The 26,401-nt window shown below is 68.0% G+C and carries 20 protein-coding genes and 1 tRNA gene; 17 read left to right on the top strand and 4 right to left on the bottom strand.

Going from position 1 to position 26,401, the window contains the following annotated elements; all coding sequences use genetic code 11:
- The first annotated feature begins 10 nt into the window (after positions 1-10).
- The 8 genes from KDB89_RS10530 (at position 11) to KDB89_RS10495 (ending at position 8,141) form a co-directional block, all read left to right on the top strand.
- On the top strand, positions 11-1,789 hold the full coding sequence (locus tag KDB89_RS10530) for an ABC transporter ATP-binding protein (protein ID WP_219080810.1): 1,779 nt from the start codon (positions 11-13) through the stop codon (positions 1,787-1,789).
- A complete protein-coding gene (locus tag KDB89_RS10525; protein ID WP_219080808.1) occupies positions 1,786-3,600 on the top strand; it encodes an ABC transporter ATP-binding protein in 1,815 nt (604 codons plus the stop codon). Before KDB89_RS10530 ends, KDB89_RS10525 begins: the two co-directional genes overlap by 4 nt.
- 120 nt (positions 3,601-3,720) lie before the next feature.
- Positions 3,721-3,793: transfer RNA gene (locus KDB89_RS10520), tRNA-Trp, on the top strand.
- 90 nt (positions 3,794-3,883) lie between these two features.
- Complete coding sequence (gene secE, locus KDB89_RS10515; RefSeq protein WP_255555881.1) at positions 3,884-4,333, top strand: preprotein translocase subunit SecE; 450 nt, start codon at positions 3,884-3,886, stop codon at positions 4,331-4,333.
- A gap of 3 nt (positions 4,334-4,336) precedes the next feature.
- On the top strand, positions 4,337-5,131 hold the full coding sequence (gene nusG / locus KDB89_RS10510; RefSeq protein WP_219080805.1) for a transcription termination/antitermination protein NusG: 795 nt from the start codon (positions 4,337-4,339) through the stop codon (positions 5,129-5,131).
- Between the two features lie 60 nt (positions 5,132-5,191).
- Complete coding sequence (rplK, locus tag KDB89_RS10505; protein WP_219080803.1) at positions 5,192-5,620, top strand: 50S ribosomal protein L11; 429 nt, start codon at positions 5,192-5,194, stop codon at positions 5,618-5,620.
- Between the two features lie 88 nt (positions 5,621-5,708).
- Positions 5,709-6,407, top strand: coding sequence for a 50S ribosomal protein L1 (rplA, locus tag KDB89_RS10500; RefSeq protein WP_219080801.1), 699 nt, complete (start codon positions 5,709-5,711; stop codon positions 6,405-6,407).
- A gap of 396 nt (positions 6,408-6,803) precedes the next feature.
- Positions 6,804-8,141, top strand: a complete 1,338-nt coding sequence (locus KDB89_RS10495; RefSeq protein WP_219080799.1) for a DDE-type integrase/transposase/recombinase — start codon at positions 6,804-6,806, stop codon at positions 8,139-8,141.
- Positions 8,142-8,296: 155 nt separating this feature from the next.
- Here the strand turns inward: KDB89_RS10495 and KDB89_RS10490 are convergent, their stop codons facing one another.
- Positions 8,297-9,232, bottom strand: coding sequence for a putative endonuclease domain-containing protein (locus KDB89_RS10490; RefSeq protein WP_219080797.1), 936 nt, complete (start codon positions 9,230-9,232; stop codon positions 8,297-8,299).
- A 189-nt stretch (positions 9,233-9,421) separates the two neighbouring features.
- Here KDB89_RS10490 and KDB89_RS10485 point away from each other — a divergent pair, with 189 nt between their 5' ends.
- Positions 9,422-10,042, top strand: a complete 621-nt coding sequence (locus tag KDB89_RS10485; RefSeq protein ID WP_219080795.1) for a pyroglutamyl-peptidase I — start codon at positions 9,422-9,424, stop codon at positions 10,040-10,042.
- A gap of 270 nt (positions 10,043-10,312) precedes the next feature.
- Positions 10,313-11,065, top strand: a complete 753-nt coding sequence (locus KDB89_RS10480) for an enoyl-CoA hydratase/isomerase family protein (RefSeq protein WP_219080793.1) — start codon at positions 10,313-10,315, stop codon at positions 11,063-11,065.
- Between the two features lie 7 nt (positions 11,066-11,072).
- On the opposite strand, the gene KDB89_RS10475 is transcribed toward KDB89_RS10480, so the two are convergent.
- The 3 genes from KDB89_RS10475 to KDB89_RS10465 all read right to left on the bottom strand — a co-directional run bounded on the left by KDB89_RS10475 (position 11,073) and on the right by KDB89_RS10465 (position 13,701).
- Complete coding sequence (locus tag KDB89_RS10475; RefSeq protein ID WP_219084288.1) at positions 11,073-11,825, bottom strand: amino acid ABC transporter ATP-binding protein; 753 nt, start codon at positions 11,823-11,825, stop codon at positions 11,073-11,075.
- Between the two features lie 5 nt (positions 11,826-11,830).
- Positions 11,831-12,682 (bottom strand): amino acid ABC transporter permease, encoded by an 852-nt coding sequence (locus KDB89_RS10470; protein ID WP_255556435.1) that lies wholly within the window; start codon positions 12,680-12,682, stop codon positions 11,831-11,833.
- Between the two features lie 98 nt (positions 12,683-12,780).
- Entirely contained in the window at positions 12,781-13,701 is a 921-nt protein-coding gene (locus KDB89_RS10465; protein WP_219080789.1) for an ABC transporter substrate-binding protein, read from the bottom strand.
- Between the two features lie 302 nt (positions 13,702-14,003).
- On the opposite strand from KDB89_RS10465, the gene rplJ reads away from it, so the two are divergent.
- The 7 genes from rplJ to fusA all read left to right on the top strand — a co-directional run bounded on the left by rplJ (position 14,004) and on the right by fusA (position 26,229).
- Positions 14,004-14,609: a 50S ribosomal protein L10 gene (gene rplJ / locus KDB89_RS10460; RefSeq protein WP_219080787.1), complete on the top strand. Its 606-nt coding sequence runs from the start codon at positions 14,004-14,006 to the stop codon at positions 14,607-14,609.
- A 54-nt stretch (positions 14,610-14,663) separates the two neighbouring features.
- Positions 14,664-15,056, top strand: a complete 393-nt coding sequence (gene rplL / locus KDB89_RS10455) for a 50S ribosomal protein L7/L12 (protein ID WP_219080785.1) — start codon at positions 14,664-14,666, stop codon at positions 15,054-15,056.
- A gap of 333 nt (positions 15,057-15,389) precedes the next feature.
- Positions 15,390-18,863: a DNA-directed RNA polymerase subunit beta gene (rpoB, locus tag KDB89_RS10450; protein WP_219080784.1), complete on the top strand. Its 3,474-nt coding sequence runs from the start codon at positions 15,390-15,392 to the stop codon at positions 18,861-18,863.
- 103 nt (positions 18,864-18,966) lie between these two features.
- Positions 18,967-22,908: a DNA-directed RNA polymerase subunit beta' gene (gene rpoC, locus KDB89_RS10445; protein ID WP_219080783.1), complete on the top strand. Its 3,942-nt coding sequence runs from the start codon at positions 18,967-18,969 to the stop codon at positions 22,906-22,908.
- A gap of 322 nt (positions 22,909-23,230) precedes the next feature.
- Positions 23,231-23,602, top strand: a complete 372-nt coding sequence (rpsL, locus tag KDB89_RS10440; protein ID WP_077340453.1) for a 30S ribosomal protein S12 — start codon at positions 23,231-23,233, stop codon at positions 23,600-23,602.
- Positions 23,602-24,072 carry a 30S ribosomal protein S7 gene (gene rpsG / locus KDB89_RS10435; RefSeq protein ID WP_219080782.1) on the top strand — a complete coding sequence of 157 codons (471 nt, stop codon included), beginning with the start codon at positions 23,602-23,604 and terminating at the stop codon, positions 24,070-24,072. Before rpsL ends, rpsG begins: the two co-directional genes overlap by 1 nt.
- A 75-nt stretch (positions 24,073-24,147) precedes the next feature.
- Complete coding sequence (gene fusA, locus KDB89_RS10430; RefSeq protein ID WP_219080781.1) at positions 24,148-26,229, top strand: elongation factor G; 2,082 nt, start codon at positions 24,148-24,150, stop codon at positions 26,227-26,229.
- Positions 26,230-26,401 lie beyond the last annotated feature (172 nt).

Genomic DNA, 26,401 nt, shown 5'->3' with positions numbered 1-26,401 from the left:
GGGTGGCAGGATGCCCCGCCCCGAACCGACGTCCCGCGTCTCGACGCCCGGGCCGCCGGCGTTCTGGCGGCTGCTGCCCTACACGCGCCCCTACGGGTGGCAGTTCGCGGTCTCCTTCGTGCTCGCGCCCGTCCAGGTGCTCGCGACCATCGGCATCCCGCTGCTGCTCGGCGCGGCGGTCGACGGCCCGATGAGCCGCGGCGACCTCCCCGGGCTCCTCTGGTTCGCGCTGGCGCTGCTGGGGCTCGGGGCCGCCGAGGCGTTCTGCTCGTTCCTGCGCCGCTGGGTGATGGTCCGGGCCACGTCGCACCTCGAGGCGGACATCCGCGTCGACCTGTTCGACCGCCTGCAGCGCCTGCCACTCGGATTCCACAAGGCATGGGAGTCCGGCCAGCTGCTGTCCAGGTCCATGAGCGACCTCGGCGTCATCCGACGCTTCCTGTCCTTCGGCCTGGTGGTTCTGCTGATGAGCAGCGTCCAGATCGTCGTGGTCGTCGGCATCATGCTCGCCACGCTGTGGCACGTCGGGCTGGCCGTCCTGGTCCTCGTCGTCCCCGTCGTGGTCGCCGCATACCAGCTGATGTCGCGCTTCGGCGTCGTGTCGCGCCGGCTGCAGGATCTGACGGGCGACGTAGCCTCGTCCGCTGAGGAGTCGCTGCACGGCGTCAGGGTCATCCGCTCCTTCGGCCGCGCCCGGTACGCCGGCCGCTCCTTCGACCGGCGGGCCCTGGCCCTGCGCGACGCCGGGGTCGCGCGCATGGACCTCGCGGCGGTGTCGTGGACGCTGATGGAGGTGTTCCCGTCCGTTCTCCTGCTCGTCGTCCTGATCGGCGTGAGCTTCGGCGTGGCCGGCGGCGTCCTGAGCCTCGGCGCCGCCGTCACCTTCGTGACCCTGCTCCTGTCGCTGTCCTGGCCGATCGCGAGCCTCGGGTTCCTGCTGTCCTTCGCACGCGAGGCGGCCACCGCGGCCGACCGCATCGTCGAGGTGTTCGACGCGCCGCTGACGATCGTCTCCGGCCAGGAGACGATCCCGGAGCCACGCGGCAGGCTCGAGCTGCGCGGCGTCAGCTACACGTTCCCGGACGCCGACGAGCCCACGCTGGACGAGCTCAACCTGGTGATCGAGCCGGGGGAGACCGTGGCCCTGGTAGGCGGCACCGGGTCCGGCAAGTCGACGCTCGTCTCCCTGATCCCGCGCCTGGTCGACGTCACCGCCGGGCAGGTCCTGATCGACGGCGTCGACGTCCGGGACCTCGACCTCGCCCAGCTCCGCAGCCTCATCGGCACGGCCTTCGAGGACCCGATCCTGTTCTCCATGTCAGCCCGCGAGAACCTCACCCTCGGCCGGCCGGACGCGAGCGAGGAGGACATCGCCGACGCGATCCGCGTGGCCCACGCCGAGTTCGTCCACGACCTCCCCTGGGGGCTGGAGACCCGGCTGGGGGAGCAGGGGATGAGCCTGTCGGGCGGCCAGCGGCAACGCCTCGCCCTGGCCCGTGCCATCCTCGTCTCGCCCCGGATCCTGGTGCTCGACGACACCCTCAGCGCCCTCGACATCCACACCGAGGTCGAGGTGGAGGAGGCGCTCAGGTCGACGCTGGTCGGCGTCACGGGGCTGGTCGTCGCCCACCGAGCGTCGACGGTGCTGCTGGCGGACCGCGTCGCCATGCTCGTCGGCGGCCGCATCGCCCACGTCGGCACTCACGCCGACCTGCTCAGGGACGTGCCGGAGTACCGGGAGCTGCTAAGTGCCGACTACTCGATCGCGTTGGGGGAGGAGAAGCGATGACCGCCCCCGACACCGCAGCCCCCGACCAGTGGCGAGGCGTGAAGGACGAGAGCCAGCCCGAGCGCGACGCCGCCGGCGGCCTGCGCGGCCCGTCGCGGCGCCTCCTGAAGGAGCTCCTGCGCCCGTGGCGCGGCGCGATCGCCGTCCTCACGCTCGTGGTCATCCTGCAGGCCGGGGCTCAGCTCCTGATCCCCGTGCTCGTCGGCCGCGTGCTGGACCACGGGCTGACCGGCGGCGGGCGGGAGCTGTGGGGGCCGCTCGCGCTCATGGCGGCCGCGATCGTCGTGCAGACCGTGACGCGCGTGACCTTCCTCCGCCGCTCCGGCCGGGTGGGCAACGAGATCCTCCTGGAACTCCGGCGGCGCCTGTTCGCGCAGTTCCAACGCCAGGACATCGCCTTCCACGACCGGTACACCTCGGGCCGGGCCGTCTCGCGCATCACGAGCGACGTCGAGTCCGTGCAGGAGCTCGTCATGGAGGGCCTCGACACCGTCGTCATCGCCGTCCTGACCATCGTGGGCGCCAGCGCCATCATGATCGGGCTCGACTGGAGGCTCGCGCTGTTCGCGTTCGCCTCCTACCCTCCGCTGGCCTTTCTGATGCGCTGGTTCGCCCGCGCCTCCACCCGGGCCTTCCGGTCGGTACGCACGAGGTCCGCGCTGGTCATCGTGCAGTTCATCGAGACCATGACCGGCATCAAGGCCGTCCAGGCCTTCCGCCGGGAGGCGCGCTCCGCGCAGATCTACGACGCCGTGGCGGTCGACTACCGCGACGCCAACGTGCGCGCCTTCCGGGTCTTCGCCAGGGCCATGCCGGGCATCCAGTTCGTGGGCAACCTCGGCGTCGTGCTCGTCGTGCTCGGCGGCGGGTGGCTCGTGATCGGCGGCGACGTCAGCGTCGGCACCATGGCGGCGTTCGTGCTCTACGTCCGCATGTTCTTCGACCCCATGCAGGATCTGAGCCAGTTCATCTCGACTCTCCAGTCCGCGCTCACCGGTCTGGAGAAGATCGCCGGCGTGCTGGCCGAGCCCGCGCACGTCGCGGACCCGGAGGACCCCGTCGATCCGGGGCCCGTGGCGGGCCGCGTGACTCTCGACGACGTCTCGTTCGGGTACCTCGACGACGTGACGGTGCTGCCGGGCCTCGACCTCGACATCCCGGCCGGGCAGTCGCTCGCACTGGTCGGCACCACGGGCGCGGGGAAGACGACCATCGCGAAGCTCGTCGCCCGGTTCTACGATCCGCAGGCGGGGGCCGTGCGTCTCGACGGGCACGACCTGCGCACCCTCGACGACGCGACGCTGCGCCGCAACGTCACGCTGGTGACGCAGGAGAACTTCATCTTCGCCGGCACCATCGCCGACAACATCGCGTTCGGGAGGCCGGACGCGAGCCGCGGCGAGATCGAGCGGGCCGCCCATGTCGTCGGTGCCCATACGTTCATCGAGGCGATGCGCGACGGCTACGACACAGACACGGGCAAGCGCGGCTCGCGGCTGTCGGCGGGGCAGCGGCAGCTGATCGCCTTCGCCCGCGTCATCCTGGCAGACCCGCGCGTGCTGATCCTCGACGAGGCGACCAGCTCCCTGGACATCCCCACCGAGCGGCTCGTGCAGGCGGCACTGTCGACGATCCTGGCCGACCGGACGGCGATCATCATCGCCCACCGGCTCTCGACCGTCGAGATCGCCGACCGCGTCGTCGTCCTCCAGCACGGCACGGTCGTGGAGGACGGGAGCCCGGCCGACCTGGTCGCCGGCGACGGCGAGTTCGCCTCGCTGCACAGGGCCTGGGTCTCGTCCCTGGCCTGACCTGGACCCTCAGTTCGACTCAGCGGGCGATAGCGCCTATAGTGGAACAGGTCCGACACGGTCTGTCCCCGCGGTGTGCGCTCGCGAGAGCGTCGAGAGGGGCCCGGAAAGCGTCGGCGAAGGGTAGTAGCTCAACTGGCAGAGCAGCGGTCTCCAAAACCGCAGGTTGGGGGTTCGAGTCCCTCCTGCCCTGCGAGGTGGCCGGGTAGTCCGGCCGCCCCACATGCGCCTTTTGACCCTGCGGGGTCAGGGGCATTTTGTTTGTCGAGCGAAGGGATGCAGCGTGAGCGAGAAGTCGCGCGACGAGCTGGACCGCGAAGAGGTCGCGGAAACCGGCGAGCCGGACGCTGCCGTCGAGGAATCCGCTGAGGAGACCGACGAGGTCGCGACGGATCGGCTCGACGCACCCGAGGAGCTCGCAGAGGACGACGAGCGGGGGGCCGAGACCTCCGCGATCGTCCGCAAGACGGCCAAGGCCCCGGTCCGCAAGAAGGACCGTCCCACGCCCAAGCGTGAGGACGCCAAGGACGACGAGGACCCGTACAAGGCCAAGAACCCCGCGCATTTCGCCCGCCAGAGCGCCGGCGAGTTGAAGCGCGTCGTGTGGCCCACGTGGCCGCAGACGCTGACGATGTTCGGCGCCGTGCTGGTGTTCGTGCTGATCATGATCGCGATCGTCGGCGTGCTGGACCTCGCCTTCGGCTGGTCGCTACTGAAGCTGTTTGGGAGCTGATCCATGACTGACAACAACGACTTCGAGATCGACCTCGGCAGCGTCGACGAGACGCCCGCCGAGGACTTCGAGATCGACCTGGGCGCGCTCACCGCGCCCGACACCCAGGACGAGGAAGCCCCCGTCGAGCTGGCCGAGGACGTCGACGCCGAGGAGGCGGCCGAGGCCGCCGACCAGGACGACGCCGTCGCCGCCGCACTCGAGGAGCTGCGCACCGACCTGGAGTCCAAGTTCGGCGAGTGGTACGTCATCCACACGTACTCGGGCATGGAGAACCGCGTCAAGCAGAACGTCGACTCCCGCGCCCAGACCCTCAACATGGAGGACTACATCTTCGAGACCGTGGTCCCCACCGAAGAGGTCGTCGAGATCCGCAACAACACACGCAAGACGGTCACCCGCTGCGTGCTGCCCGGCTACGTCCTCATCCGGATGGACCTGACGAACGAATCGTGGAGCGTCGTTCGCCAGACCCCGTCCGTCACCGGCTTCGTCGGCAACGGCCAGGACCCCGTGCCGCTGTCCATCGACGAGGTCGTCCACATGCTTACCCCCTCCGTCGTCGCGAAGGTGAACGCCGCCCAGGCGACCACCCAGGCGACGCGGAAGAGGAAGGTCGAGGTTGTCGACTTCACCGTCGGCGACTCCGTCATGGTCGTCGACGGCCCCTTCGCAGGGGTGCACGCGACGATCACCGAGATCAACGCCAACTCTCAGCGGCTCAGGGCTCTCGTCGAGATCCTCGGCCGGGAGACCCCCGTCGACCTGGAATTCAAGCAGGTCGAGAAGGTCGTCTAAGATAGTGCGTTGCGCCCGGGCAACCGGGCTCATCCATCCATTCAGGTAAAGGACCCATCCATGCCTCCCAAGAAGAAGGTCGCGGCTCTCGTCAAGGTCGCGCTCCAGGCTGGCGCAGCCACTCCTGCCCCGCCCGTCGGTACCGCCCTCGGTCCGCACGGCGTCAACATCATGGAGTTCGTCAAGGCGTACAACGCCCAGACCGAATCCCAGCGCGGCAACGTCATCCCCGTCGAGATCACCATCTACGAGGACCGCACGTTCACCTTCATCACGAAGACCCCGCCGGCGGCGGAGCTCATCAAGAAGGCCGCTGGCATCGCCTCCGGTGCGGCCAACCCGCTCACCACCAAGGTCGGCAAGCTGACCAAGGACCAGGTGCGCGAGATCGCCACGACCAAGCTCCCCGACCTCAACGCCAACGACGTCGAGGCCGCCATGAAGATCATCGAGGGAACCGCCCGCTCCATGGGCGTCACCACCGACTGATCATCCCCCCAACATCCGTGGCAGGGGAGTGCTCCCCACACCACAACTGGTGCACCGGGCCAGTTCCCGGTCAGAGTTAGGAACCAGCATGAAGCACAGCAAGGGATACAACGCGGCTGCCGACAAGCGTGACGCCGCCCAGTCCTACAGCCCCGAAGAGGCCGTGAGCCTCATCAAGCAGATGGCGACCGCCAAGTTCGACGAGACCATCGATGTCGCCGTCCGACTGGGCGTCGACCCCCGTAAGGCCGACCAGATGGTCCGCGGCACGGTCAATCTCCCCCACGGCACTGGCAAGACGGCTCGGGTCCTCGTCTTCGCCGCCGGTGACAAGGCGGAGGCCGCCCGCGCCGCTGGCGCTGACGAGGTCGGCGCCGACGAGCTGATCGAGAAGGTGGCCGGCGGCTACCTCGACTTCGACGCCGTCGTCGCGACCCCCGACATGATGGGCAAGGTCGGTCGCCTCGGCCGCGTCCTCGGCCCCCGTGGCCTGATGCCGAACCCCAAGACCGGCACCGTGACCATGGACACCGCCAAGGCCGTCACCGACATCAAGGGCGGCAAGATCGAGTTCCGCATCGACCGCCACGCGAACCTCCAGTTCGTCATCGGCAAGGCTTCCTTCACGGCGGAGCAGCTGGCCGAGAACTACTACTCGGTCCTCGACGAGATCCTGCGTCTCAAGCCGACCGCCTCGAAGGGTCGCTACGTCCGCAAGATCGCCGTCTCCGGCACCATGAGCCCGAGCGTCCTCGTCGACGTGACGGTCACCAAGCCGGCCGAGTGATCCCGCGCCGGTCTGACGACCGGCCGTGACGCAGGGGGAGACCCCGCCGTCGGGCGGCCTCGCACAGTCGAGGGGCCCCGCCAGAGCTGCCAGTGGGCGGCCACCTGATCAAGGTGGCCGCCCACTGTCGCGTTCCTCCACGAAAATCGGTCAGTGGTCGATTCTCCTCGGTCCGGCGACGACTATCGCCCACTGCCCTGTCGCCCCAGCTGGTCGGGCGGCTCCGGAAAATCGGTCAGTGGTCGATTCTCCTTGTGAAGTCTCATACCTTCGTGGACGGTTGTGTCTCACAGCTTCGTTGACAGATGTGTCTCGACCTTCGTGGACAGTTGGTGTTGACGGTTCTGTCTCACGGTTTCGTGGACAGTTGCGGGTGCCCGCGGTGAGGGTCGGGCCATGGCTGCTCGTATCGACGCTCGTGTTCGTCAACGGATCATCAACTTCCCTGACAGTCCTCGTAGGGGCGAGGTCACCAGGTTCTGCCGGGAGCACGGCATCTCTCGCGCGGAGTTCTATAAGGTCCGGTCCCGGGCCGCCGACGAGGGCAGACTCGCAGCAGTGGCTCCTCGGCAGCCGATCGCCAGGTCCGTGGCGCGACGCACCAGCGACGAGATCGAGACGATCGCGTTGCAGGTCCGCGCCCAGCTGAAGCGGGAAGGCTGGGACCACGGCCCACTGTCCGTGGCGGCCGCGATGCGGCGTCAGGGGATCGACCCGCCGTCCAGGGCCACCCTGGCCAGGATCTTCACCCGCCATGGGGTGGTGCGTCCGGAGCCAGCGAAACGTCCCCGGGCGTCGTATCGCCGGTTCCGTTACCCGGACCCGAACGGCTGCTGGCAGCTCGACGGAGTCGAGATCGTTCTCGACGACGAGGCCGGGTCGAGACGATGCGTACTCCAGGTCGAGGACGACCACTCCCGATTCATCCTCGCCTCTCACGTCGCCCTGGCGGAGACCAGTCAGGCAGCGATCATCGTTGTCGCGGCGGCGATCGGTCACCATGGCGCTCCGGCTCGATTCCTGACCGACAACGGGACCGCGTTCAACCAGTCCCGCCGCGGCAGGACCTCCCAGCTCGAGGCGTTCCTTCAACGCCAGGGCGTCGAGCCGATCACCGGCCGACCCGGCAAACCCACTACCCAGGGCAAGAGCGAACGCCTGCATCAGACGTTCCAGAACTTCCTCGACGCGCACCGCCCGATCCGCACCCAGGACCGACTCGCAGAACTCGCCGACCAGTTCGCCCAGTACTACAACACCCAGCGGGCCCACCAGGCACTGGACCCCGACCAGACTCCCGCTGACGCCTACCAGTCCCGCCCGAAAGCCCTTCCCGGCCCACCGACACCACCCCCGCCAGCCACCCCTGCGACAGGCCGACGAACCGTGAAGTCCGGCATCACCCGCCGTCTGAAGGGTGAACGCCCCGTCACCGACGCCAACGACGCCCGCTGGGCCGACCGCCTGGTCTCCCGGAACGGCCGCATCCACATCTGCAACGCGAAGATCTACGTCGGTGCACGCCACATCGGCGAAACACTCCACATCATGTTCAACGCCACCACCATCGAGATCTTCGACATCAACGGCGTCCTGATCGGCACGACACCACACCCCGGCCCAGTCACCACCGGCACCACCCGACTGCTCACAATCAGCCCCAGAACCCCACCAGTCACCGTGAGACATAACCGTCAACAAGCCACTGAGACACAACCGTCTACGAAGCACTGAGACATGACATGGTCGATTCTCCTCGGTCCGGCGACGACTATCGCCCACTGCCCTGTCGCCCCAGCTGGTCGGGCGGCTCCGGAAAATCGGTCAGTGGTCGATTCTCCTCGGTCCGGGGACGAGTTTCGCCCACAGCCCCGCGGCGGGTCTGCCGATCACGACGCGACGGTGCACCGCGGCCCGCAGCGGCGGGGGAGTCCCGACCCACCGACCCCAGCCCAACCGCGCGTCGCAAGGACCTGGCCGATGAGTCGGGCCACGTGACACGGTCGCAGCACGACGTCGTGCCATCCGAACCGCAGCGTCGTGAGACCGAGGACTGCGTGCCGGTTGTCACGGTCGGCGTCGCGCCACTTTGCCTCGCCCTCATGTCCGACCCGCCCGTCCAGTTCGTAGAGCACGCGATGGACGTCGTCCAGCACATCGCTGCGCGTCCCGTCGGAGACGCTGACCTGCCGCGCGCCCTCCGGCAGGAGGTGGGCGCGCTGAACCTGATGCAGGAAGTGACTCTCCAGAGTGCTCTCGACGCCGGCCTCGAGCTCCGGCAGCAGCTGGAGAACCAGCGCCCTGTGACGGAGGTTGGCCATGGTGAGGGCGCACTCCCGCAGGCGCGCAGGGTGTGTGATGCGCCGACGCAGTGCGTTCGTCAACAGCCCGAGAACCTCGCGCGCTGGCACCTCGGCGCAGGCGTCAAGGATGGCGTCCTCGGTACGGAGGCGGGGTAGGTCGTCGACGCTGGGGCGTGGCCCGCGGCGGAAGTCCCACGGGCCGGCGGTGCGGTACCGGTCCGCCCAGACAGTGATCCGCGATGGCTGGGGACAGATGCCGATCAGGTGCGCGGCCGCCAGCCCACCGACGGCCGCACCGTCGCCGCCCCGAAGGACCCCGGCCCAGCAGAGCGTCTCGAACGTGACCGGCCGCTCCGCGGTGTACACACCCTGGCCGAGCCGGGTCCAGTTGCCGCTCCGGAGCTGTCGGTCCAGAAGTGTCTGGGTGCAGCCGCTGGCGAGGACCTGCTGACGCGAGAAGGCGCCGGCCTGTGCGGCCGAGGCGACGGCGAGGGACTCAGGGATGGGCGATGTGGGTTTCATGCCTCCGTGATGGCCGATTTCAGCCGATCCGCTCCACGATCCTCGGCCCTGGGGACAGGCGGTGGGCGGGTTTCGTCGCCGGACCGGGGAGAATCGGGCACTGAACGGTTCTCGTGTCCGCGCGCGGGCGGCAGCCGTCGGAGGCGACCTCGGCGGGTGCGCAAGGAGGGCGACGGCGATAATGGATGCATGACGCGCGTGCTGGTGACCGGATTCGAACCCTTCGGCGGGGACCGCGTCAACGCCAGCCAGGAGGCCGTCGCCCGCATCGATGTCGAGGGCCTGCGAGCCAGGGGCGTCGAGGTGATCCGCGAGACCCTCCCCGTGACCTTCGTCGGCGGCCCGGACGCCCTCGAGGCAGCCATCGGCCGGCATCTGCCCGATGTCGTCGTCTGCGTCGGTGAGGCCGGCGGCCGGGGCGAGGTGACGCCGGAGCTCAACGCCGTCAACGACCAGGTCGCGCGCATCGCCGACAACGACGGCCGGCAGCCCGGGGGCGCGCTCGACGACGGCCCCGCGGTGCTCACGGCCACGCTCGACCCTGCCCAGTTGGTCACGGCCATCAGGGACGCCGGGATCCCGGCGCGCGTGTCGGAGGACGCCGGGCGGTTCGTCTGCAACGCCGTGTTCCGCACGTCGCTCACCCGCTTCAGCGGGCCCGCCGACTTCATCCATGTGCCGGCGCACCGGGAGGTCGGCTTCGCATCGACGGGTGCGGAGACCGACGACGCCGCCCCCGTCGTGGCTGAGCTCACTTTCGACGACCTGGGGCGTGCGTTGACCGCCGCGCTGGGCTCGCTGGCCGGGTAGGCAGTGGGCGGAATTCGTCGCCGGACCGGGGAGAATCGACCACTGCCCGCTTTTCGGGGTTCGCTCGACGTCTGGGGCGGCGGGGGTAGTGGGCGGAACTCGTCGCCGGACCGGGGAGAATCGACCACTGCACGATTTTTGGGGGTGGCTCTGGGGAACTGGGCGACGGGGATGAGGGGACTGAGGGATGAGGGGCTGAGGTGTTGAGGGTTGAGGGGCAACCGGCCGGTTTCCGCACGCGGGGCGACGGGGCGGGGGAGGATGTCCCCCATGGGTGAGGTGACACTGGGGCGCGACGGGTCGACGGCGGTCGTCACGCTGGCCCGGCCGAACAAGCACAACTCGATGACGGAGGCCATGTGGGACGCGGTGCCCGAGGTGTTCGCGGCGATCGCCGCCGACCCGACGCTGCTTTCCGTCGTCATCCACGGGGCCGGGGACTCCTTCTGCGCGGGCTCCGACATCACCGACCTCGAGGGGCAGGCCCACGCCGAGCGGCCCATCCTGGCGGAGGAGGCCATCGCCGCCTGCCCGCTGCCGGTGATCGCCGCGATCGAAGGCCACTGCCACGGCGGCGGCTGCGAGCTGGCCCTGGCCGCCGACATCCGCGTCGCGGGCGACCAATCGACGTTCTCCGTCCCGCCGGCCAGGCTCGGCATCGTCTACCCGGTCAGCGCGACGCAGCGCATGGTCGACCTGATGGGGCCGGCCGTCACGAAGGAGCTGCTGTTCACGGCCCGCAGGATCGACGCGGAGCGCGCGCTGGCCGTCGGGATGGTCAACGAGCTGACGCCGACGGGGGAGGCGCTGGAGCACGCGCTCGCGATGGCGGAGGCCATATCCCGGCTGAGCCAGCTCACCGTCCGCGCGTCGAAGGAGATCGTGACCGGCCTCGTCCGCCGCGACCTGCAGGCCGAGACGGCAATCTCCTGGGTGCGCCGGGCGGCAGAAGGCCCCGACCTCCAGGAGGGGATCAGGGCCTTTGCGGAACGTCGCCCACCTCAGTTCACCTGGCGGGCCTGACGCGGGGTCAGAGCACCTTCGCGAAGAAGTCCTTCGTGCGGTCCTGCTGCGGGTTGTCGATGACCTCGGCCGCGGTGCCACGCTCGACGATCACGCCGTCGTCCATGAACACCACCTGGTCGGCGACCTCGCGCGCGAAGCCGACCTCGTGCGTCACGACGATCATCGTCATGCCGGAGTCCGCGAGGTCCTTCATGACGTTCAGCACCTCGCCGACCAGCTCGGGGTCGAGGGCGGAGGTCGGCTCGTCGAACAGCATCAGCTGAGGGTCCATCGCCAGCGCGCGGGCCATGGCGACGCGCTGCTGCTGGCCGCCCGACAGCTGCGCGGGATAGTGGTCCATCCGGTCGGCCAGCCCGACCTTCACGAGCTCCTCGCGGGCGCGGGCCTCGGCGTCACTCTTCGACCGCTTCAGCACCTGGCGCTGCGCCTCGATGACGTTCTCCAGGGCCGTCATGTGCGGGAACAGGTTGAACCGCTGGAACACCATGCCGATCTTGGAGCGCTGGTGGGCGATCTCCTTGTCGGAGAGGCGGTGCAGCACGCCGTTCTTCTCGCGCAGGCCCATCAGCTCGCCGTCGACGTAGAGCCGGCCGGAGCTGATCTGCTCGAGCTCGTTGATGCACCGGATCAGCGTCGACTTCCCGGACCCCGACGGCCCGAGCAGCACGGTCACCTCGCCGCGCTGGACGGTGAGATCGATGCCCTTGAGGACGTGCAGGTCGCCGAACAGCTTGTGGACGCCTTGTACCTCGACCATGGCGGTCACGGGGTCACCTCCAGGTTGGGGTCGGCCTTGACGGTTCCTGCGGCGAGGATCGCCTGCTGGCGCTTCGACATGCCCTTGGCGGGCTTCGACGGCGACTCGTCGTCGAAGCCCTTGCCGTAGTAGGCCTCGAGACGCGCCTGGCCGACCATCAGGATCGACGTGATGAACAGGTACCAGATGCCGGCGACGATGAGCAGCGGCAGCGGCAGGAACTCCTTGTTGCCGATGGCGTTCGTGACGAACTGCAGCTCGAGCGAGAACGGCACGGCCAGCACAAGCGATGTGGTCTTGAGCATCGAGATGGTCTCGTTGCCCGTCGGCGGCACGATCACGCGCATCGCCTGCGGGATGATGATGCGCCGCAGCGTCGTGGAGCGCTTCATGCCGAGCGCCGTCGACGCCTCCCACTGGCCCTTGTCGACAGAGTTGAGGCCGGAGCGGACGATCTCGGAGAGGTACGCGCCCTCGTTCAGGCCGAGGCCGAGGATCGCGGCGACCGTCGCGTTGATCACGTCGTAGGTGTTGAAGACGAAGAACTCGGGCCCGAAGGGGATGCCGAGGCTGAGCCGCGGGTAGAGGACGCCGATCAGGCCCCAGAAGACGAGCTGGGTGTAGACGGGCGTGCCGCGGAAGAACCAGATGTAGACCCAGGCCACCCCGCGCAGGACGGGGTTGGTCCCCATCCGCATCACGGCGGTCAGCACGGCCATGATGATGCCGAGCAGCATCGCCGCGACCGTCAGGATCAGCGTCCACCCGACCCCGCTGAGCACACGCGGGTCGAACAGGTACTGCCCGACGACGTCCCAGCGGTAGTTCTCGTTGGTCAGCAGACCATGTACCAGCATGGCCACCAGGACCAGCACGATGGCCGCGGCGACCCACAGGCTCGGCCGGGGGACCGGCCGTGCGCGGATGAGCTCGGGGGGCCGGGTCGACATCTCGGTCAGGCCTTCGGGTTCAGCTCAGCGGTGGAGAGAGCCGCGTCCTCGACGCCCCAGGCGTCCAGGATCTTGCCCCAGGTGCCGTCGTCCATCAGCGACTGCGTGGCGGCCTGAACGGCCTTCGCGAGCTCCATGTCGTCCTTGTTCACGACGATGCCCTGCTCGGCCGCGTCGCGGATGCCGCCGGTGATCTCCAGCTGGCCGTTGGTCAGCGAGGCGGCGTAGCCGGCGACGGTGGAGTCGGCGTAGAACGCGACGGCCTTGCCGCCGACGACGTTCGTGGTCGCGTCGGACTGCCGGGCGTAGGAGAGGACCTCGATTGCCTCGTCGCCGGCCGCGGTGCAGTCGTCGGAGAACGTGGCGAGCTCCTCCTCCTGGTAGGTGCCGGTCTGGACGGCGATGGTCTGACCGCACACGCTCTCGGGGTCGAAGGCCTGCGGGTTGCCTGCCTTGACCGCGTAGCTGGAGCCCACGTTGATGTAGGAGATCATGTTCGCGTTCTCGAGGCGCTCCGGCGTGATCGTGAACGACGAGATGCCGACGTCGTACTTCGAGCCGATCGCGGGGATCAGGGAGGCGAACTCGCCGTCCTGCACCTCGGCCTCGAGACCGAGCACGTTGCCGATGGCCTTGGCCAGGTCGACGTCGTAGCCGATCGCGGTGTTGAGGTCGTCGGCGCGGAACTCCGCGGGGGCGTAGTCGGTGGAGGCGCCGACGACGAGGGTGCCCTTCTCAGCGACCGCGTCCGGCAGCATGGCGGCGATGTCGTCGACCTTGGCGACGCCCGAGACGTCGTAGCTCAGGTCGGTGGAATCGCTCGCGGACGCGGTGTCGGAGGCGGTGCTGGCGGAGTCGGTGGCCTGGCCGCTGCACGCGGTGAGCGCGAGGGTGGCCAGCAGACCGACGGCGAGAATGGGACGCATGGGGGTCCTCCCGGAAGACAGTGATGACGCCGAAAGCCTAATGCACCGGCCCTGCTCCACCCCGCGGCGGACCGAAGGGCCGATTTTGCGCAGCGCGGGGTCGCGGGTACTGTATGTCGAGCCGAAGACCGCAGGTGACACCAGTCATAAAGCCGAAAGGCACCCGCGCAGGTGAACGTGAGAGCTCAGACTACTGAGATGCCCCGCGCCGCCTGGCGACGGGGCTTTTTTGTTGCGGTCGACGGTGCTCCAGGTTCCCCCGCCGGGGAGTCGGGAGCTTGATGAGACCGGAAGGAGACCACATGGCGAGGCCGGACAAGGCTGCCACGGTCGCAGAGCTCACTGAGGCATTCAGCAGCTCCGCGGCGGCAGTGCTTACCGAGTACCGCGGTCTCACCGTCAAGGATCTGCAGAACCTGCGTCGATCCCTCGGTGAGAACGCCACCTACGCCGTTGCGAAGAACACCCTGACGGCGATCGCGGCCAAGGAGGCCGGCATTGAGGGTGTCGAAGAGACCCTCACCGGCCCGACCGCCATCGCGTTCGTCACGGGTGACGTCGCCGCTGCCACCAAGGGGCTGCGCGACTTCGCAAAGGCCAATCCGTCCCTGGCTATCAAGGGTGGCGTCCTCGAGGGCAAGTTCCTCGACGCCAAGGCTGTTCTCAAGCTGGCCGACCTCGAGTCCCGCGAGGTGCTCCTGGCCAAGCTTGCCGGCGCGCTGCAGGCCAACCTGGCCAAGGCCGCCTACCTGCTGGCTGCCCCGCTGTCGCAGGGCGCCCGCGCCCTCGGCGCGCTGCAGACCGCTGCCGAGGCCAACCCCTCCCTGATCGGTGGCGCTGCCGCCGAGGCCACGGACGAGACCCCCGCCGCGGATGCGGCACCCGAAGCAGCGCCCGCTGCGGAGTGATCCGTTGCAGCGTCCGCTGCGATCACAAACTTTTCTACGAAAGGAACGCCCATTATGGCGAAGCTCACCAACGACGAGCTCCTTGAGGCCTTCAAGGAGATGACCCTGATCGAGCTCTCCGAGTTCGTGAAGCTGTTCGAGGACACCTTCGGTGTCACCGCTGCTGCTCCGGTTGCGGTTGCCGCTGCCGCCCCCGCCGCTGCCGAGGGCGGCGACGACGCTGCTGAGGAGGGCTCCGACAAGGTCGACGTCATCCTCACCGCCGGTGGCGACAAGAAGATCGCCGTCATCAAGGAGGTGCGCGCCCTGACCTCCCTCGGCCTGAAGGAGGCCAAGGACCTCGTCGAGGCTGCCCCCAAGGCCGTCCTCGAGGGCGTCGACAAGGAGACCGCTGCCAAGGCCAAGGAGGCCCTCGAGGCCGCCGGCGGCTCCGTCGAGGTCAAGTGACCCGACGCGCAGTTACGCGCTGACTGATTCCACAGTCCGGAAGGCCCGTCCCCATCGGGGGCGGGCCTTTCGCCATCTCCGGGGACCCCTGCGGCAGACTCGCCGCGGAAAGCACTTGCGCCGGCGCCGGGCCCCGCTATCATCATCGGCGAGGTCAGTGTCGACCGGGGGAGGACCCGCAGGCCAGGGAAGTGGTGCGTGGTCCCCTGTTGCCTTATCTGCCCGCTTGCAGTACAGTGGTTGTTTGCCCAGCTATGCGTATGCCCCGGTCTTGACACCGGGCGTCCGCCATGCACGGAAATTTGCTTCAAGCGTTCTTGGAAGGACCGAATCTTGGCCGCCTCGCGCTCTGCGTTGAAGAACACCAATGTCGTCTCGTCCACTGGTCGAATCTCCTTCGCGAAGATCCATGAGCCCCTGGAGGTCCCGAACCTCCTGGATCTCCAGATCAACGCGTACAACTGGTTGATCGGAAACGAGACGTGGCGTGCCTCGGTCGAGGCCCAGCTTGCCGCTGGCCGCACCGACGTCAACACCCGCTCAGGTCTGGAGGAGATCTTCGCGGAGATCTCCCCGATCGAGGACTTCAACGAGACGATGTCGCTGTCTTTCCGCGACCACCGTTTCGAGGAGCCCAAGTACAGCATCGAGGAGTGCAAGGACCGCGACGTCACCTACGCCGCGCCCCTCTTCGTCACCGCCGAGTTCGTGAACAACGACACCGGTGAGATCAAGTCGCAGACCGTCTTCATCGGCGACTTCCCACTGATGACCGACCGCGGCACCTTCGTCATCAACGGCACCGAGCGTGTCGTGGTGTCGCAGCTCGTCCGCTCGCCCGGCGTCTACTTCGAGCAGACCCCCGACAAGACGTCCGACAAGGACATCTTCTCCTGCAAGGTCATCCCGTCGCGCGGCGCGTGGCTGGAGTTCGAGATCGACAAGCGCGACATGGTGTTCGTGCGCCTCGACCGCAAGCGCAAGCAGAACGTCACCGTCCTGCTGAAGGCGCTCGGCTGGAGCGAGGACAGGATCCTCGAGGAGTTCGGCGAGTACGAGTCCATGCGACTGACGCTCGAGAAGGACTCCGTCAAGACGCAGGATGAGGCACTCCTCGACATCTACCGCAAGCTGCGCCCTGGCGAGCCGCCGGCGCGTGACGCGGCCCAGCAGCTCCTGGAGAACTACTACTTCAACCCGAAGCGCTACGACCTGGCCAAGGTCGGTCGCTACAAGATCAACAAGAAGCTCGGCCTCGAGCTGCCGTTCGATCAGCAGGTCCTCACCAACGACGACATCATCGCCGCGATCAAGTACGTCGTCGCGCTGCACGACCACCAGGAGACGCTCGGCGACGTCATCGTCGAGGCCGACGACATCGACCACTTCGGCAACCGTCGCCTCCGCACCGTCGGCGAGCTGATCCAGAACCAGCTCCGCACCGGGCTCGGCCGCATGGAGCGCGTCGTCCGCGACCGCATGACGACGCAGGACATCGAGGCGATCACGCCGCAGACGCTGATCAACATCCGTCCGGTGACCGCCGCGCTGAAGGAGTTCTTCGGCACGTCCCAGCTGTCGCAGTTCATGGACCAGAACAACCCCCTGGCCGGCCTGACGCACAAGCGTCGTCTGTCCGCGCTGGGCCCCGGCGGTCTGTCCCGTGACCGCGCCGGCATGGAGGTCCGTGACGTCCACCCGTCGCACTACGGCCGCATGTGCCCCATCGAGACCCCTGAAGGCCCGAACATCGGCCTCATCGGCTCGCTGGCGTCCTTCGCCCGCGTCAACGCGTTCGGCTTCATCGAGACCCCGTACCGCAAGGTCGTCGACGGCTACGTCACCGACCAGATCGACTACCTCACCGCCGACGAGGAGGACCGCTACAACATCGCCCAGGCGAAGGCAGCGGTCGACCAGGACGGCCGCCTGACGGAGGAGCGCGTGCTCGTCCGGATGAAGCACGGTGACGCCGACGAGATCGCGCCGTCCGAGGTCGAGTACATGGACGTGTCCCCGCGCCAGATGGTCTCCATCGCCACGGCGCTGATCCCGTTCCTCGAGCACGACGACGCGTCGCGCGCCCTGATGGGTGCGAACATGCAGCGCCAGGCCGTGCCGCTGATCCGCAACGAGTCCCCGTTCGTGGGCACCGGCATGGAGTACCGCGCCGCTGTCGACGTCGGCGACGTCACGCTCGCCAAGAAGCCCGGCGTGGTCACCTCGGTGTCCGCGGACATCCTGGAGATCGCGAACGACGACGGCACCTACGCCAGCTTCAAGCTGGACAAGTTCGTCCGCTCGAACGCCGGCACCTGCATCAACCAGCGCCCGCTGGTCGCCCCCGGCGACCGGGTCGAGATCGGCACGCCGCTGGCCGACGGTCCCTGCACCGACCAGGGCGAGCTGGCGCTGGGCCGGAACCTGCTCGTGGCGTTCATGCCGTGGGAGGGCCTCAACTACGAGGATGCGATCATCCTGTCGCAGCGCATCGTGCAGGACGATGTCCTCACCTCGATCCACATCGAGGAGTACGAGGTCGACGCCCGCGACACGAAGCTGGGCGCCGAGGAGATCACCCGTGAGATCCCCAACGTCTCCGACGAGATGCTGGCCGACCTCGACGAGCGCGGCATCATCCGCATCGGCGCCGAGGTCGAGGCGGGCGACATCCTGGTCGGCAAGGTCACCCCGAAGGGCGAGACCGAGCTGACCCCCGAGGAGCGCCTGCTGCGCGCCATCTTCGGCGAGAAGGCCCGCGAGGTCCGCGACACCTCCCTGAAGGTGCCCCACGGCGAGTCCGGCACCGTCATCGGCGTGCGCGTCTTCAACCGCGAGGACGACGACGAGCTGCTGCCCGGCGTCAACCAGCTGGTCCGCGTGCACGTCGCGCAGAAGCGCAAGATCTCCGACGGCGACAAGCTCGCCGGCCGTCACGGTAACAAGGGCGTCATCTCGAAGATCCTGCCCGTCGAGGACATGCCGTTCCTCGAGGACGGCACCCCCGTCGACATCGTCCTGAACCCGCTCGGCGTGCCGTCGCGCATGAACGTGGGCCAGGTCCTCGAGAACCACCTCGGCTGGATCGCCAAGACCGGCTGGGACATCGAGGACGCCAAGGGCGAGTGGGCTGACCGCCTCCGCGAGGTCGGCCTCGGCCACGTCGGCGCCGACTCCAAGCTCGCGACCCCCGTCTTCGACGGCGCGAACGAGGACGAGATCGCCGGCCTGCTGGACAACTCGCTCAAGACCCGCGACGGCGTCCGCCTGATCGACTCGTCCGGCAAGGCGAACCTCCTCGACGGCCGCACCGGCGAGCCGTTCCCGGAGAAGATCGGCGTCGGCTACATGTACATGCTGAAGCTGCACCACCTTGTCGACGACAAGATCCACGCACGCTCCACCGGCCCGTACTCCATGATCACGCAGCAGCCGCTCGGCGGTAAGGCCCAGTTCGGCGGCCAGCGCTTCGGCGAGATGGAGGTGTGGGCCCTCGAGGCCTACGGCGCCGCATGGGCTCTGCAGGAGCTGCTGACGATCAAGTCCGACGACGTCCCCGGCCGCGTGAAGGTCTACGAGGCGATCGTCAAGGGCGAGAACATCCCCGAGCCGGGCATCCCGGAGTCGTTCAAGGTCCTCATCAAGGAGATGAAGTCCCTCTGTCTGAACGTGGAGGTCCTCTCCGATGACGGCCGCGTGATCGACCTGCGCGAGTCCGAGGACGACATCCGGTCCGCCGAGGACTTCGGGATCGACCTCGGCCGCCGCCCCGGAGCCGACAACTTCATGGACGTCGGCGAAGTCTGAGTGTTGAGCTCAGTCACCCACTAGGGGCTCCCGCGAGCCCCGCATCAACAACTCAGACTCATTCGAAGGCACCTACTGCAAGTAGGGGAAAGAGAAGCAAAACGTGCTGGACGTGAACTTCTACGAGGAACTGCGCATCGGCCTGGCCAGCGCCGACCAGATCCGCGAATGGTCCCACGGCGAGGTCAAGAAGCCGGAGACCATCAACTACCGCACGCTCAAGCCCGAGCGCGACGGCCTGTTCTGCGAGAAGATCTTCGGCCCCACCCGTGACTGGGAGTGCTACTGCGGCAAGTACAAGCGGGTCCGCTTCAAGGGCATCATCTGCGAGCGCTGTGGCGTCGAGGTGACCCGCAGCAACGTGCGTCGTGAGCGGATGGGCCACATCGAGCTCGCCGCGCCCGTGACCCACATCTGGTACTTCAAGGGCGTCCCGAGCCGGCTGGGCTACCTGCTGGACATCGCTCCGAAGGACCTGGAGAAGGTCATCTACTTCGCCGCGCACATGATCACCTCCGTCGACGACGAGGCGCGTCACCGCGACCTCTCGTCGCTGCAGGCCAAGGTCGAGACCGAGTCGAAGCAGCTCGCGGCCCGCCGCGACGCCGACATCGAGGCGCGCATGCGCAAGCTCGAGGAGGACATGGCCCAGCTCGAGGAGGAGGGCGCGAAGGCCGACGTCAAGCGCAAGGTCCGCGAGGCCGCCGAGAAGGAGTCCGGCCTCATCCGGACCCGCGCGCAGCGTCAGCTCGACCGCATCGACGAGGTGTGGAGCCGGTTCAAGGGCCTGAAGGTCCAGGACCTCGAGGGCGACGAGACCCTCTACCGCGAGATGAAGAAGCGCTTCGGCAAGTACTTCTCCGGATCGATGGGCGCGGAGGCCATCCAGAAGCGCCTCCAGACCTTCGACCTGAAGGCCGAGTCCGAGAACCTGCGCGAGATCATCGCCACCGGCAAGGGGCAGCGCAAGACCCGCGCGCTGAAGCGGCTGCGCGTCGTCAACGCGTTCCTGACCGGCTCCAACGCGCCCGCCGCCATGGTGCTCGACGCCGTCCCGGTCATCCCCCCGGATCTGCGCCCGATGGTCCAGCTCGACGGTGGCCGCTTCGCCACCTCCGACCTGAACGACCTCTACCGCCGAGTCATCAACCGCAACAACCGCCTGAAGCGGCTGCTCGATCTCGGCGCGCCCGAGATCATCGTGAACAACGAGAAGCGCATGCTGCAGGAGGCCGTCGATTCGCTGTTCGACAACGGCCGTCGCGGACGCCCGGTGACCGGCCCCGGCAACCGCCCCCTGAAGTCGATCTCCGACATGCTCAAGGGCAAGCAGGGTCGTTTCCGCCAGAACCTGCTCGGCAAGCGCGTCGACTACTCCGGCCGTTCGGTCATCGTCGTCGGCCCGCAGCTCAAGCTGCACCAGTGTGGTCTGCCGAAGGCCATGGCGCTCGAGCTGTTCAAGCCGTTCGTCATGAAGCGCCTCGACGACCTGAACCACGCGCAGAACATCAAGGCCGCCAAGCGGATGGTCGAGCGCCACCGCCCGGTCGTGTGGGACGTGCTGGAAGAGGTCATCGCGGAGCACCCGGTGCTGCTGAACCGTGCACCCACGCTGCACCGCCTCGGCATCCAGGCGTTCGAGCCCCAGCTGATCGAGGGCAAGGCGATCCAGATCCACCCGCTGGTCTGCACCGCCTTCAACGCCGACTTCGACGGCGACCAGATGGCAGTCCACCTGCCGCTGTCCGCCGAGGCGCAGGCCGAGGCCCGCGTCCTGATGCTGTCGACGAACAACATCCTGAAGCCGGCCGACGGTCGCCCCGTCACCATGCCGACCCAGGACATGATCATCGGGCACTACTTCCTCACGTCCGAGCGCAGCGGCGCAGGCGAGGGCCACGCGTTCTCGAACCTGTCCGAGGCGATCATGGCCTACGACCGTGGCGACCTCGCCATCGGCGCGAAGTGCCGCATCCGTCTGCAGGGTGTCGTCTCCGAGGGCCGCACGCCCGACGCCAACGGCATGATCCTGATGGACACCACGCTGGGTCGTGCGCTGTTCAACGAGGCGCTCCCGGCCGACTTCGAGTTCGTCAACGAGGTGGTGGGCAAGAAGACGCTCGGCCGCATCATCAACGAGCTCGCCGAGACCTACCCCAAGGTCGAGGTCGCCGCTGCGCTGGACAACCTGAAGGACATGGGCTTCAAGTGGGCCTCGCGCTCCGGCGTGACCGTGTCCATCGGCGACGTCCAGACCCCGCCGCAGAAGGCCGAGATCCTCGAGGGCTACGAGAAGCGCGCCACGAAGATCGACCGCCTCTACGAGCGCGGATCCGTCACGGAGGACGAGCGCCGTCAGGAGCTCATCGCGATCTGGACGGACGCGACCGCCGAGCTGACCGAGGCGATGAAGGAGAACTTCACCACGGACAACCCCATCTACATGATGGTCGACTCCGGCGCACGAGGAAACATGACGCAGATGCGCCAGATCGCCGCCATGCGAGGCCTCGTGGCCAACCCGAAGGGCGACATCATCGCCCGACCGATCAAGTCGAACTTCCGTGAGGGTCTCTCCGTCCTCGAGTACTTCATCTCGACGCACGGTGGCCGCAAGGGCCAGGCCGACACGGCGCTGCGTACCGCCGACTCGGGTTACCTGACCCGTCGTCTGGTGGACGTGTCGCAGGACGTCATCATCCGCGAGGAGGACTGCGGCACCGAGCGTGGCCTCACCAAGACCATCGCGGTGTGGAGCGTCGACGGGACGGACGAGGAGTCCGGCCGCACCATCCAGGTGCCGGTCGCCGCGTTCACCGAGGGCGCGAAGGTCGAGACGTCCAGCGACGTCGAGACCGCGGTCTACGCCCGCACGCTCGCCGTCGACGTCGTCGACGCGGACGGCACCGTGCTGGCCGAGGCCGGCACCGACCTGGGCGACGCGGTCATCGCGAAGCTCGTCGAGGCCGGCGTCACCCAGGTCAAGGTCCGCTCCGTGCTCACCTGTGAGTCCGCCGTCGGCACCTGCGCCATGTGCTACGGCCGTTCGCTGGCCTCCGGCAAGACGGTGGACGTCGGCGAGGCCGTCGGCATCGTCGCGGCCCAGTCCATCGGCGAGCCCGGCACCCAGCTGACGATGCGCACCTTCCACACCGGTGGTGTGGCCGGCGACGACATCACGCAGGGTCTGCCCCGTGTCACCGAGCTGTTCGAGGCCCGCCAGCCCAAGGGCAAGGCCCCGATCGCCGAGGCCGACGGCGTCGTGCGCATCGAGGACGGCGACCGTTCGCGCAAGCTCGTCATCGTGCGTGACGACGGCGGCGACGACCTGGAGTACCCGGTCGGTCGTCGTACCCGTCTCGAGTACGACGAGCCCAGCGGGCGTCGTGTCGTCATCCGTGACGGCGCTCACGTCTCGATCGGCCAGCAGCTCACCGCCGGTCAGGTCGACCCGCAGGACGTGCTCCGCATCCGCGGCCTCCGCAAGGTGCAGGAGCACCTCGTGGAGGAGGTCCAGAAGGTCTACGGCACCCAGGGCGCCCCGATCCACGACAAGCACATCGAGATCATCGTGCGGCAGATGCTGCGCCGGATCACGGTCATCGACTCCGGCGACACCACCATGATGCCGGGCGAGCTCGTCGACCGCGCCACCTACGAGGCGGCCAACCGTCAGGCGCTCGCCGAGGGCGGCCGCCCCGGCGAGGGTCGTCCGGTGCTGATGGGCATCACGAAGGCCTCGCTCGCGACGGACTCGTGGCTGTCGGCGGCCTCCTTCCAGGAGACCACCAAGGTGCTGACCGACGCGGCGATCCAGGGCAAGAGCGACTCGCTCGTCGGCCTCAAGGAGAACGTCATCCTCGGCAAGCTGATCCCGGCGGGTACCGGTCTCGACCGCTACCGCAACATCCGGGTGGAGCCCACGGAGGAGGCGCGCGCCTCGGCCTACACGATGAACTACGACCCGTACGACTACTCGTTCGGTTCGGATTCGCTCGGCCCGGCCGTCCCGCTGGAGGACATGGACTTCGGCGAGATCCGCTGAATCATCCGGTAGCACGCCGCGGGGCGGGGGAGTGTCGCACTCCTCCGCCCCGCGGCGTCTCGCGTGCCGGATCGCGACGACCGGAGCCGGTTTTGAGGATGCGGTCCGCGTGAAGTAATCTTGTCCGGTGCGCCCGAACACTCGGGCCCTTGTGCGTGCCCTGGCATTCGCTCTTGACGTTGCGGAGAGCGTGACGTGCCGACAGTTCGCACGGCAGCCATCTGCATCACAGACCGGGAACGGTGTCCCCGTGTCGGCGATCCGGAGAAGCTGCGCCAGGGAAGGCAAACGTACACACAACGAACGAAAGTGATACCAGCAGGTGCCAACTATTCAGCAGCTGGTCCGTAAGGGCCGCACCGACAAAGTCTCGAAGAACAAGACCCCCGCGCTGAAGGGTTCCCCCCAGCGCCGCGGCGTGTGCACGCGTGTGTACACCACGACGCCGAAGAAGCCGAACTCCGCGCTCCGTAAGGTCGCGCGCGTGCGTCTGAGCTCCGGCATCGAGGTCACCGCCTACATCCCGGGTGTCGGCCACAACCTGCAGGAGCACTCCATGGTGCTCGTCCGCGGCGGTCGTGTGAAGGACCTCCCCGGCGTGCGCTACAAGATCATCCGCGGCTCCCTCGACACCCAGGGTGTCAAGGGCCGCAAGCAGGCTCGCAGCCGCTACGGCGCGAAGAAGGAGAAGTAATGCCTCGCAAGGGTCCCGCGCCGAAGCGCCCCGTCGTCGCCGATCCGGTCTACGGCTCCCCGGTTGTCTCTCAGCTGGTCAGCAAGATCCTCCTGGACGGCAAGAAGTCCGTGGCTCAGGCCATCGTGTACGAAGCCCTCGAGGGCACCCGCGCCAAGACCGGCAACGATCCGGTCCAGACGCTGAAGAAGGCTCTCGACAACGTCAAGCCGAGCATCGAGGTCAAGTCCCGCCGCGTCGGCGGCGCCACCTACCAGGTGCCGATCGAGGTCAAGCCGAACCGCCAGAACACGCTGGCGCTGCGTTGGCTCGTCTCCTTCTCCCGCGCCCGTCGCGAGAAGACGATGACCGAGCGCCTCATGAACGAGATCCTCGACGCCTCCAACGGCCTGGGTGCCTCCGTGAAGCGCCGCGAGGACACGCACAAGATGGCCGAGGCCAACCGCGCCTTCGCCCACTACCGCTGGTGACTGCCGCCCCCGGATCCGCGAAGGCTCCGGGGGTGCTCTCCGCTTAGTTGAAGTTTGACCCAAAGGAATGCACACATGGCCGACCTGAGTAAGGTTCGCAACATCGGCATCATGGCCCACATCGATGCCGGTAAGACCACCACCACCGAGCGCATCCTGTTCTACACCGGCAAGTCCTACAAGATCGGCGAGGTCCACGACGGCGCCGCGACCATGGACTGGATGGAGCAGGAGCAGGAGCGTGGCATCACGATCACCTCCGCCGCCACCACGTGTTTCTGGCACGACACCCAGATCAACATCATCGACACCCCCGGGCACGTCGACTTCACCGTCGAGGTGGAGCGTTCGCTCCGCGTGCTCGACGGCGCTGTCGCGGTGTTCGACGGTGTCGCCGGCGTCGAGCCGCAGTCGATGACGGTGTGGCGCCAGGCGACGAAGTACAACGTCCCCCGCATCTGCTACATCAACAAGCTCGACCGCACCGGCGCGTCCTTTGACCACTGCGTCAAGACGATCCGTGAGCGCCTCATGACCGACCCGGTCCTGCTGCAGCTCCCGATCGGCGCCGAGTCCGACTTCCTCGGGGTCGTCGACCTCGTCGAGATGCGCGCGCTCACCTGGCGCGGCGAGACCCAGATGGGCGAGAAGTACGAGATCGAGGAGATCCCGGCCGAGCTCAAGGACGCCGCCGAGGCTGCCCACGCCACCCTGATCGAGCGCGTCGCTGACGTCGACGACGAGATCATGGAGATGTACCTCGAGGGCGAGGAGCCCTCGGTCGAGCAGATCAAGGCCGCCGTCCGCAAGGGCGTCATCTCCAACACCTTCACCGCGGTGGTCTGCGGCACCTCGTTCAAGAACAAGGGCGTCCAGCCCCTGCTCGACGCGGTCGTCGACTACCTGCCGTCCCCGCTCGACGTGCCCGCCATCGAGGGCTTCAAGCCCAATGACGAGGCGGTCACCCTCGAGCGTCACCCCTCCGACGACGAGCCGCTGTCGATCCTGGCCTTCAAGATCGCCGCCGACCCGCACCTCGGCAAGCTGACCTTCGTGCGCATCTACTCCGGCGTCCTGACCGCCGGCTCGCAGGTGCTCAACTCGACGAAGGGTCGCAAGGAGCGCATCGGCAAGATCTACCAGATGCACGCCAACAAGCGTGAGGAGATCGACTCGATCGGCGCCGGCATGATCTGCGCGGTCATGGGCCTGAAGGACACCACCACCGGTGAGACCCTCTGCGACCCGGCCAACCCGATCGTCCTGGAGTCGATGACCTTCCCGAACCCGGTCATCGAGCAGGCCATCGAGCCGAAGACGAAGTCCGACCAGGAGAAGCTGTCCAACGCGATCCAGCGTCTGGCCGAGGAGGACCCGACCTTCCGCGTCCACACCGACGAGGAGACCGGTCAGACGATCATCGCCGGCATGGGCGAGCTCCACCTGGACGTCCTCATCGACCGCATGCGTCGTGAGTTCAAGGTCGAGGCCAACATCGGCAAGCCCCAGGTCGCCTACCGCGAGACCCTGCGCCGCAAGGTGGAGAAGGTCGAGTACACGCACAAGAAGCAGACCGGTGGTTCCGGCCAGTTCGCGCGCGTCATCATCGACCTCGAGCCGACCGAGCCGGGCTCGGGCTACGAGTTCGTCAACGCCGTCACCGGCGGCCGCATCCCCCGCGAGTACATCCCCGCGGTGGACCAGGGCGTCAAGGAGGCCATGCAGTTCGGTGTTCTCGCCGGCTACCCGGTCGACAACATCAAGGTGACCCTGACCGACGGCGCCTACCACGACGTCGACTCCTCCGAGCTTGCCTTCAAGCTCGCCGGCGCCCAGGCGTTCAAGGAGGCAGCCCGTCGTGCCGATCCCGCGATCCTCGAGCCGATGATGGCCGTCGAGGTGACCACGCCCGAGGACTACCTCGGCACGGTCATCGGCGACCTCAACGCACGTCGCGGCCAAGTGCAGTCGATGGACGAGCAGCACGGCAACCGCGTCGTGCGTGCGCTGGTGCCGCTGTCCGAGATGTTCGGCTACGTCGGCGACCTGCGGTCGAAGACCTCGGGCCAGGCGTCGTACTCCATGGAGTTCGACTCCTACGCCGAGACCCCGAAGAACATCGCCGACGAGATCGTCGCCAAGGCGAAGGGCGAGTGACACCAGTCACCCGTCGATGACTCTGGCCGGGGGTTTCCCCCGGCCAGAGTCCTGTCCGAGCGCGACTCGCCCCCGACTTTGACTGAAGGGGCCGGGTCGCTAGGATAAGGCAGGTATGGCACCGAGCTTGCGCCCGGTTCCGACGCCTCACAGAGGAAAGACCACACGCCGG

It is taken from the genome of Tessaracoccus palaemonis (genome assembly GCF_019316905.1).
Classification (GTDB): Bacteria; Actinomycetota; Actinomycetes; order Propionibacteriales; family Propionibacteriaceae; genus Arachnia; species Arachnia palaemonis.
This window is presented reverse-complemented; position numbering and strand designations above follow the sequence as displayed.

Coding starts and splice junctions, on each gene's coding strand:
- KDB89_RS10495 (WP_219080799.1), top strand. CDS start 6,804: ATGGCTGCTCGTATCGACGCTCGTGTTCGTCAACGGATCATCAACTTC.
- rplA (WP_219080801.1), top strand. CDS start 5,709: ATGAAGCACAGCAAGGGATACAACGCGGCTGCCGACAAGCGTGACGCC.
- KDB89_RS10475 (WP_219084288.1), bottom strand. CDS start 11,825: ATGGTCGAGGTACAAGGCGTCCACAAGCTGTTCGGCGACCTGCACGTC.
- rplK (WP_219080803.1), top strand. CDS start 5,192: ATGCCTCCCAAGAAGAAGGTCGCGGCTCTCGTCAAGGTCGCGCTCCAG.
- KDB89_RS10480 (WP_219080793.1), top strand. CDS start 10,313: ATGGGTGAGGTGACACTGGGGCGCGACGGGTCGACGGCGGTCGTCACG.
- fusA (WP_219080781.1), top strand. CDS start 24,148: ATGGCCGACCTGAGTAAGGTTCGCAACATCGGCATCATGGCCCACATC.
- KDB89_RS10470 (WP_255556435.1), bottom strand. CDS start 12,682: ATGCTGGTACATGGTCTGCTGACCAACGAGAACTACCGCTGGGACGTC.
- KDB89_RS10465 (WP_219080789.1), bottom strand. CDS start 13,701: ATGCGTCCCATTCTCGCCGTCGGTCTGCTGGCCACCCTCGCGCTCACC.
- KDB89_RS10530 (WP_219080810.1), top strand. CDS start 11: ATGCCCCGCCCCGAACCGACGTCCCGCGTCTCGACGCCCGGGCCGCCG.
- KDB89_RS10485 (WP_219080795.1), top strand. CDS start 9,422: ATGACGCGCGTGCTGGTGACCGGATTCGAACCCTTCGGCGGGGACCGC.
- KDB89_RS10490 (WP_219080797.1), bottom strand. CDS start 9,232: ATGAAACCCACATCGCCCATCCCTGAGTCCCTCGCCGTCGCCTCGGCC.
- KDB89_RS10525 (WP_219080808.1), top strand. CDS start 1,786: ATGACCGCCCCCGACACCGCAGCCCCCGACCAGTGGCGAGGCGTGAAG.
- rpsG (WP_219080782.1), top strand. CDS start 23,602: ATGCCTCGCAAGGGTCCCGCGCCGAAGCGCCCCGTCGTCGCCGATCCG.
- rplL (WP_219080785.1), top strand. CDS start 14,664: ATGGCGAAGCTCACCAACGACGAGCTCCTTGAGGCCTTCAAGGAGATG.
- nusG (WP_219080805.1), top strand. CDS start 4,337: ATGACTGACAACAACGACTTCGAGATCGACCTCGGCAGCGTCGACGAG.
- rplJ (WP_219080787.1), top strand. CDS start 14,004: ATGGCGAGGCCGGACAAGGCTGCCACGGTCGCAGAGCTCACTGAGGCA.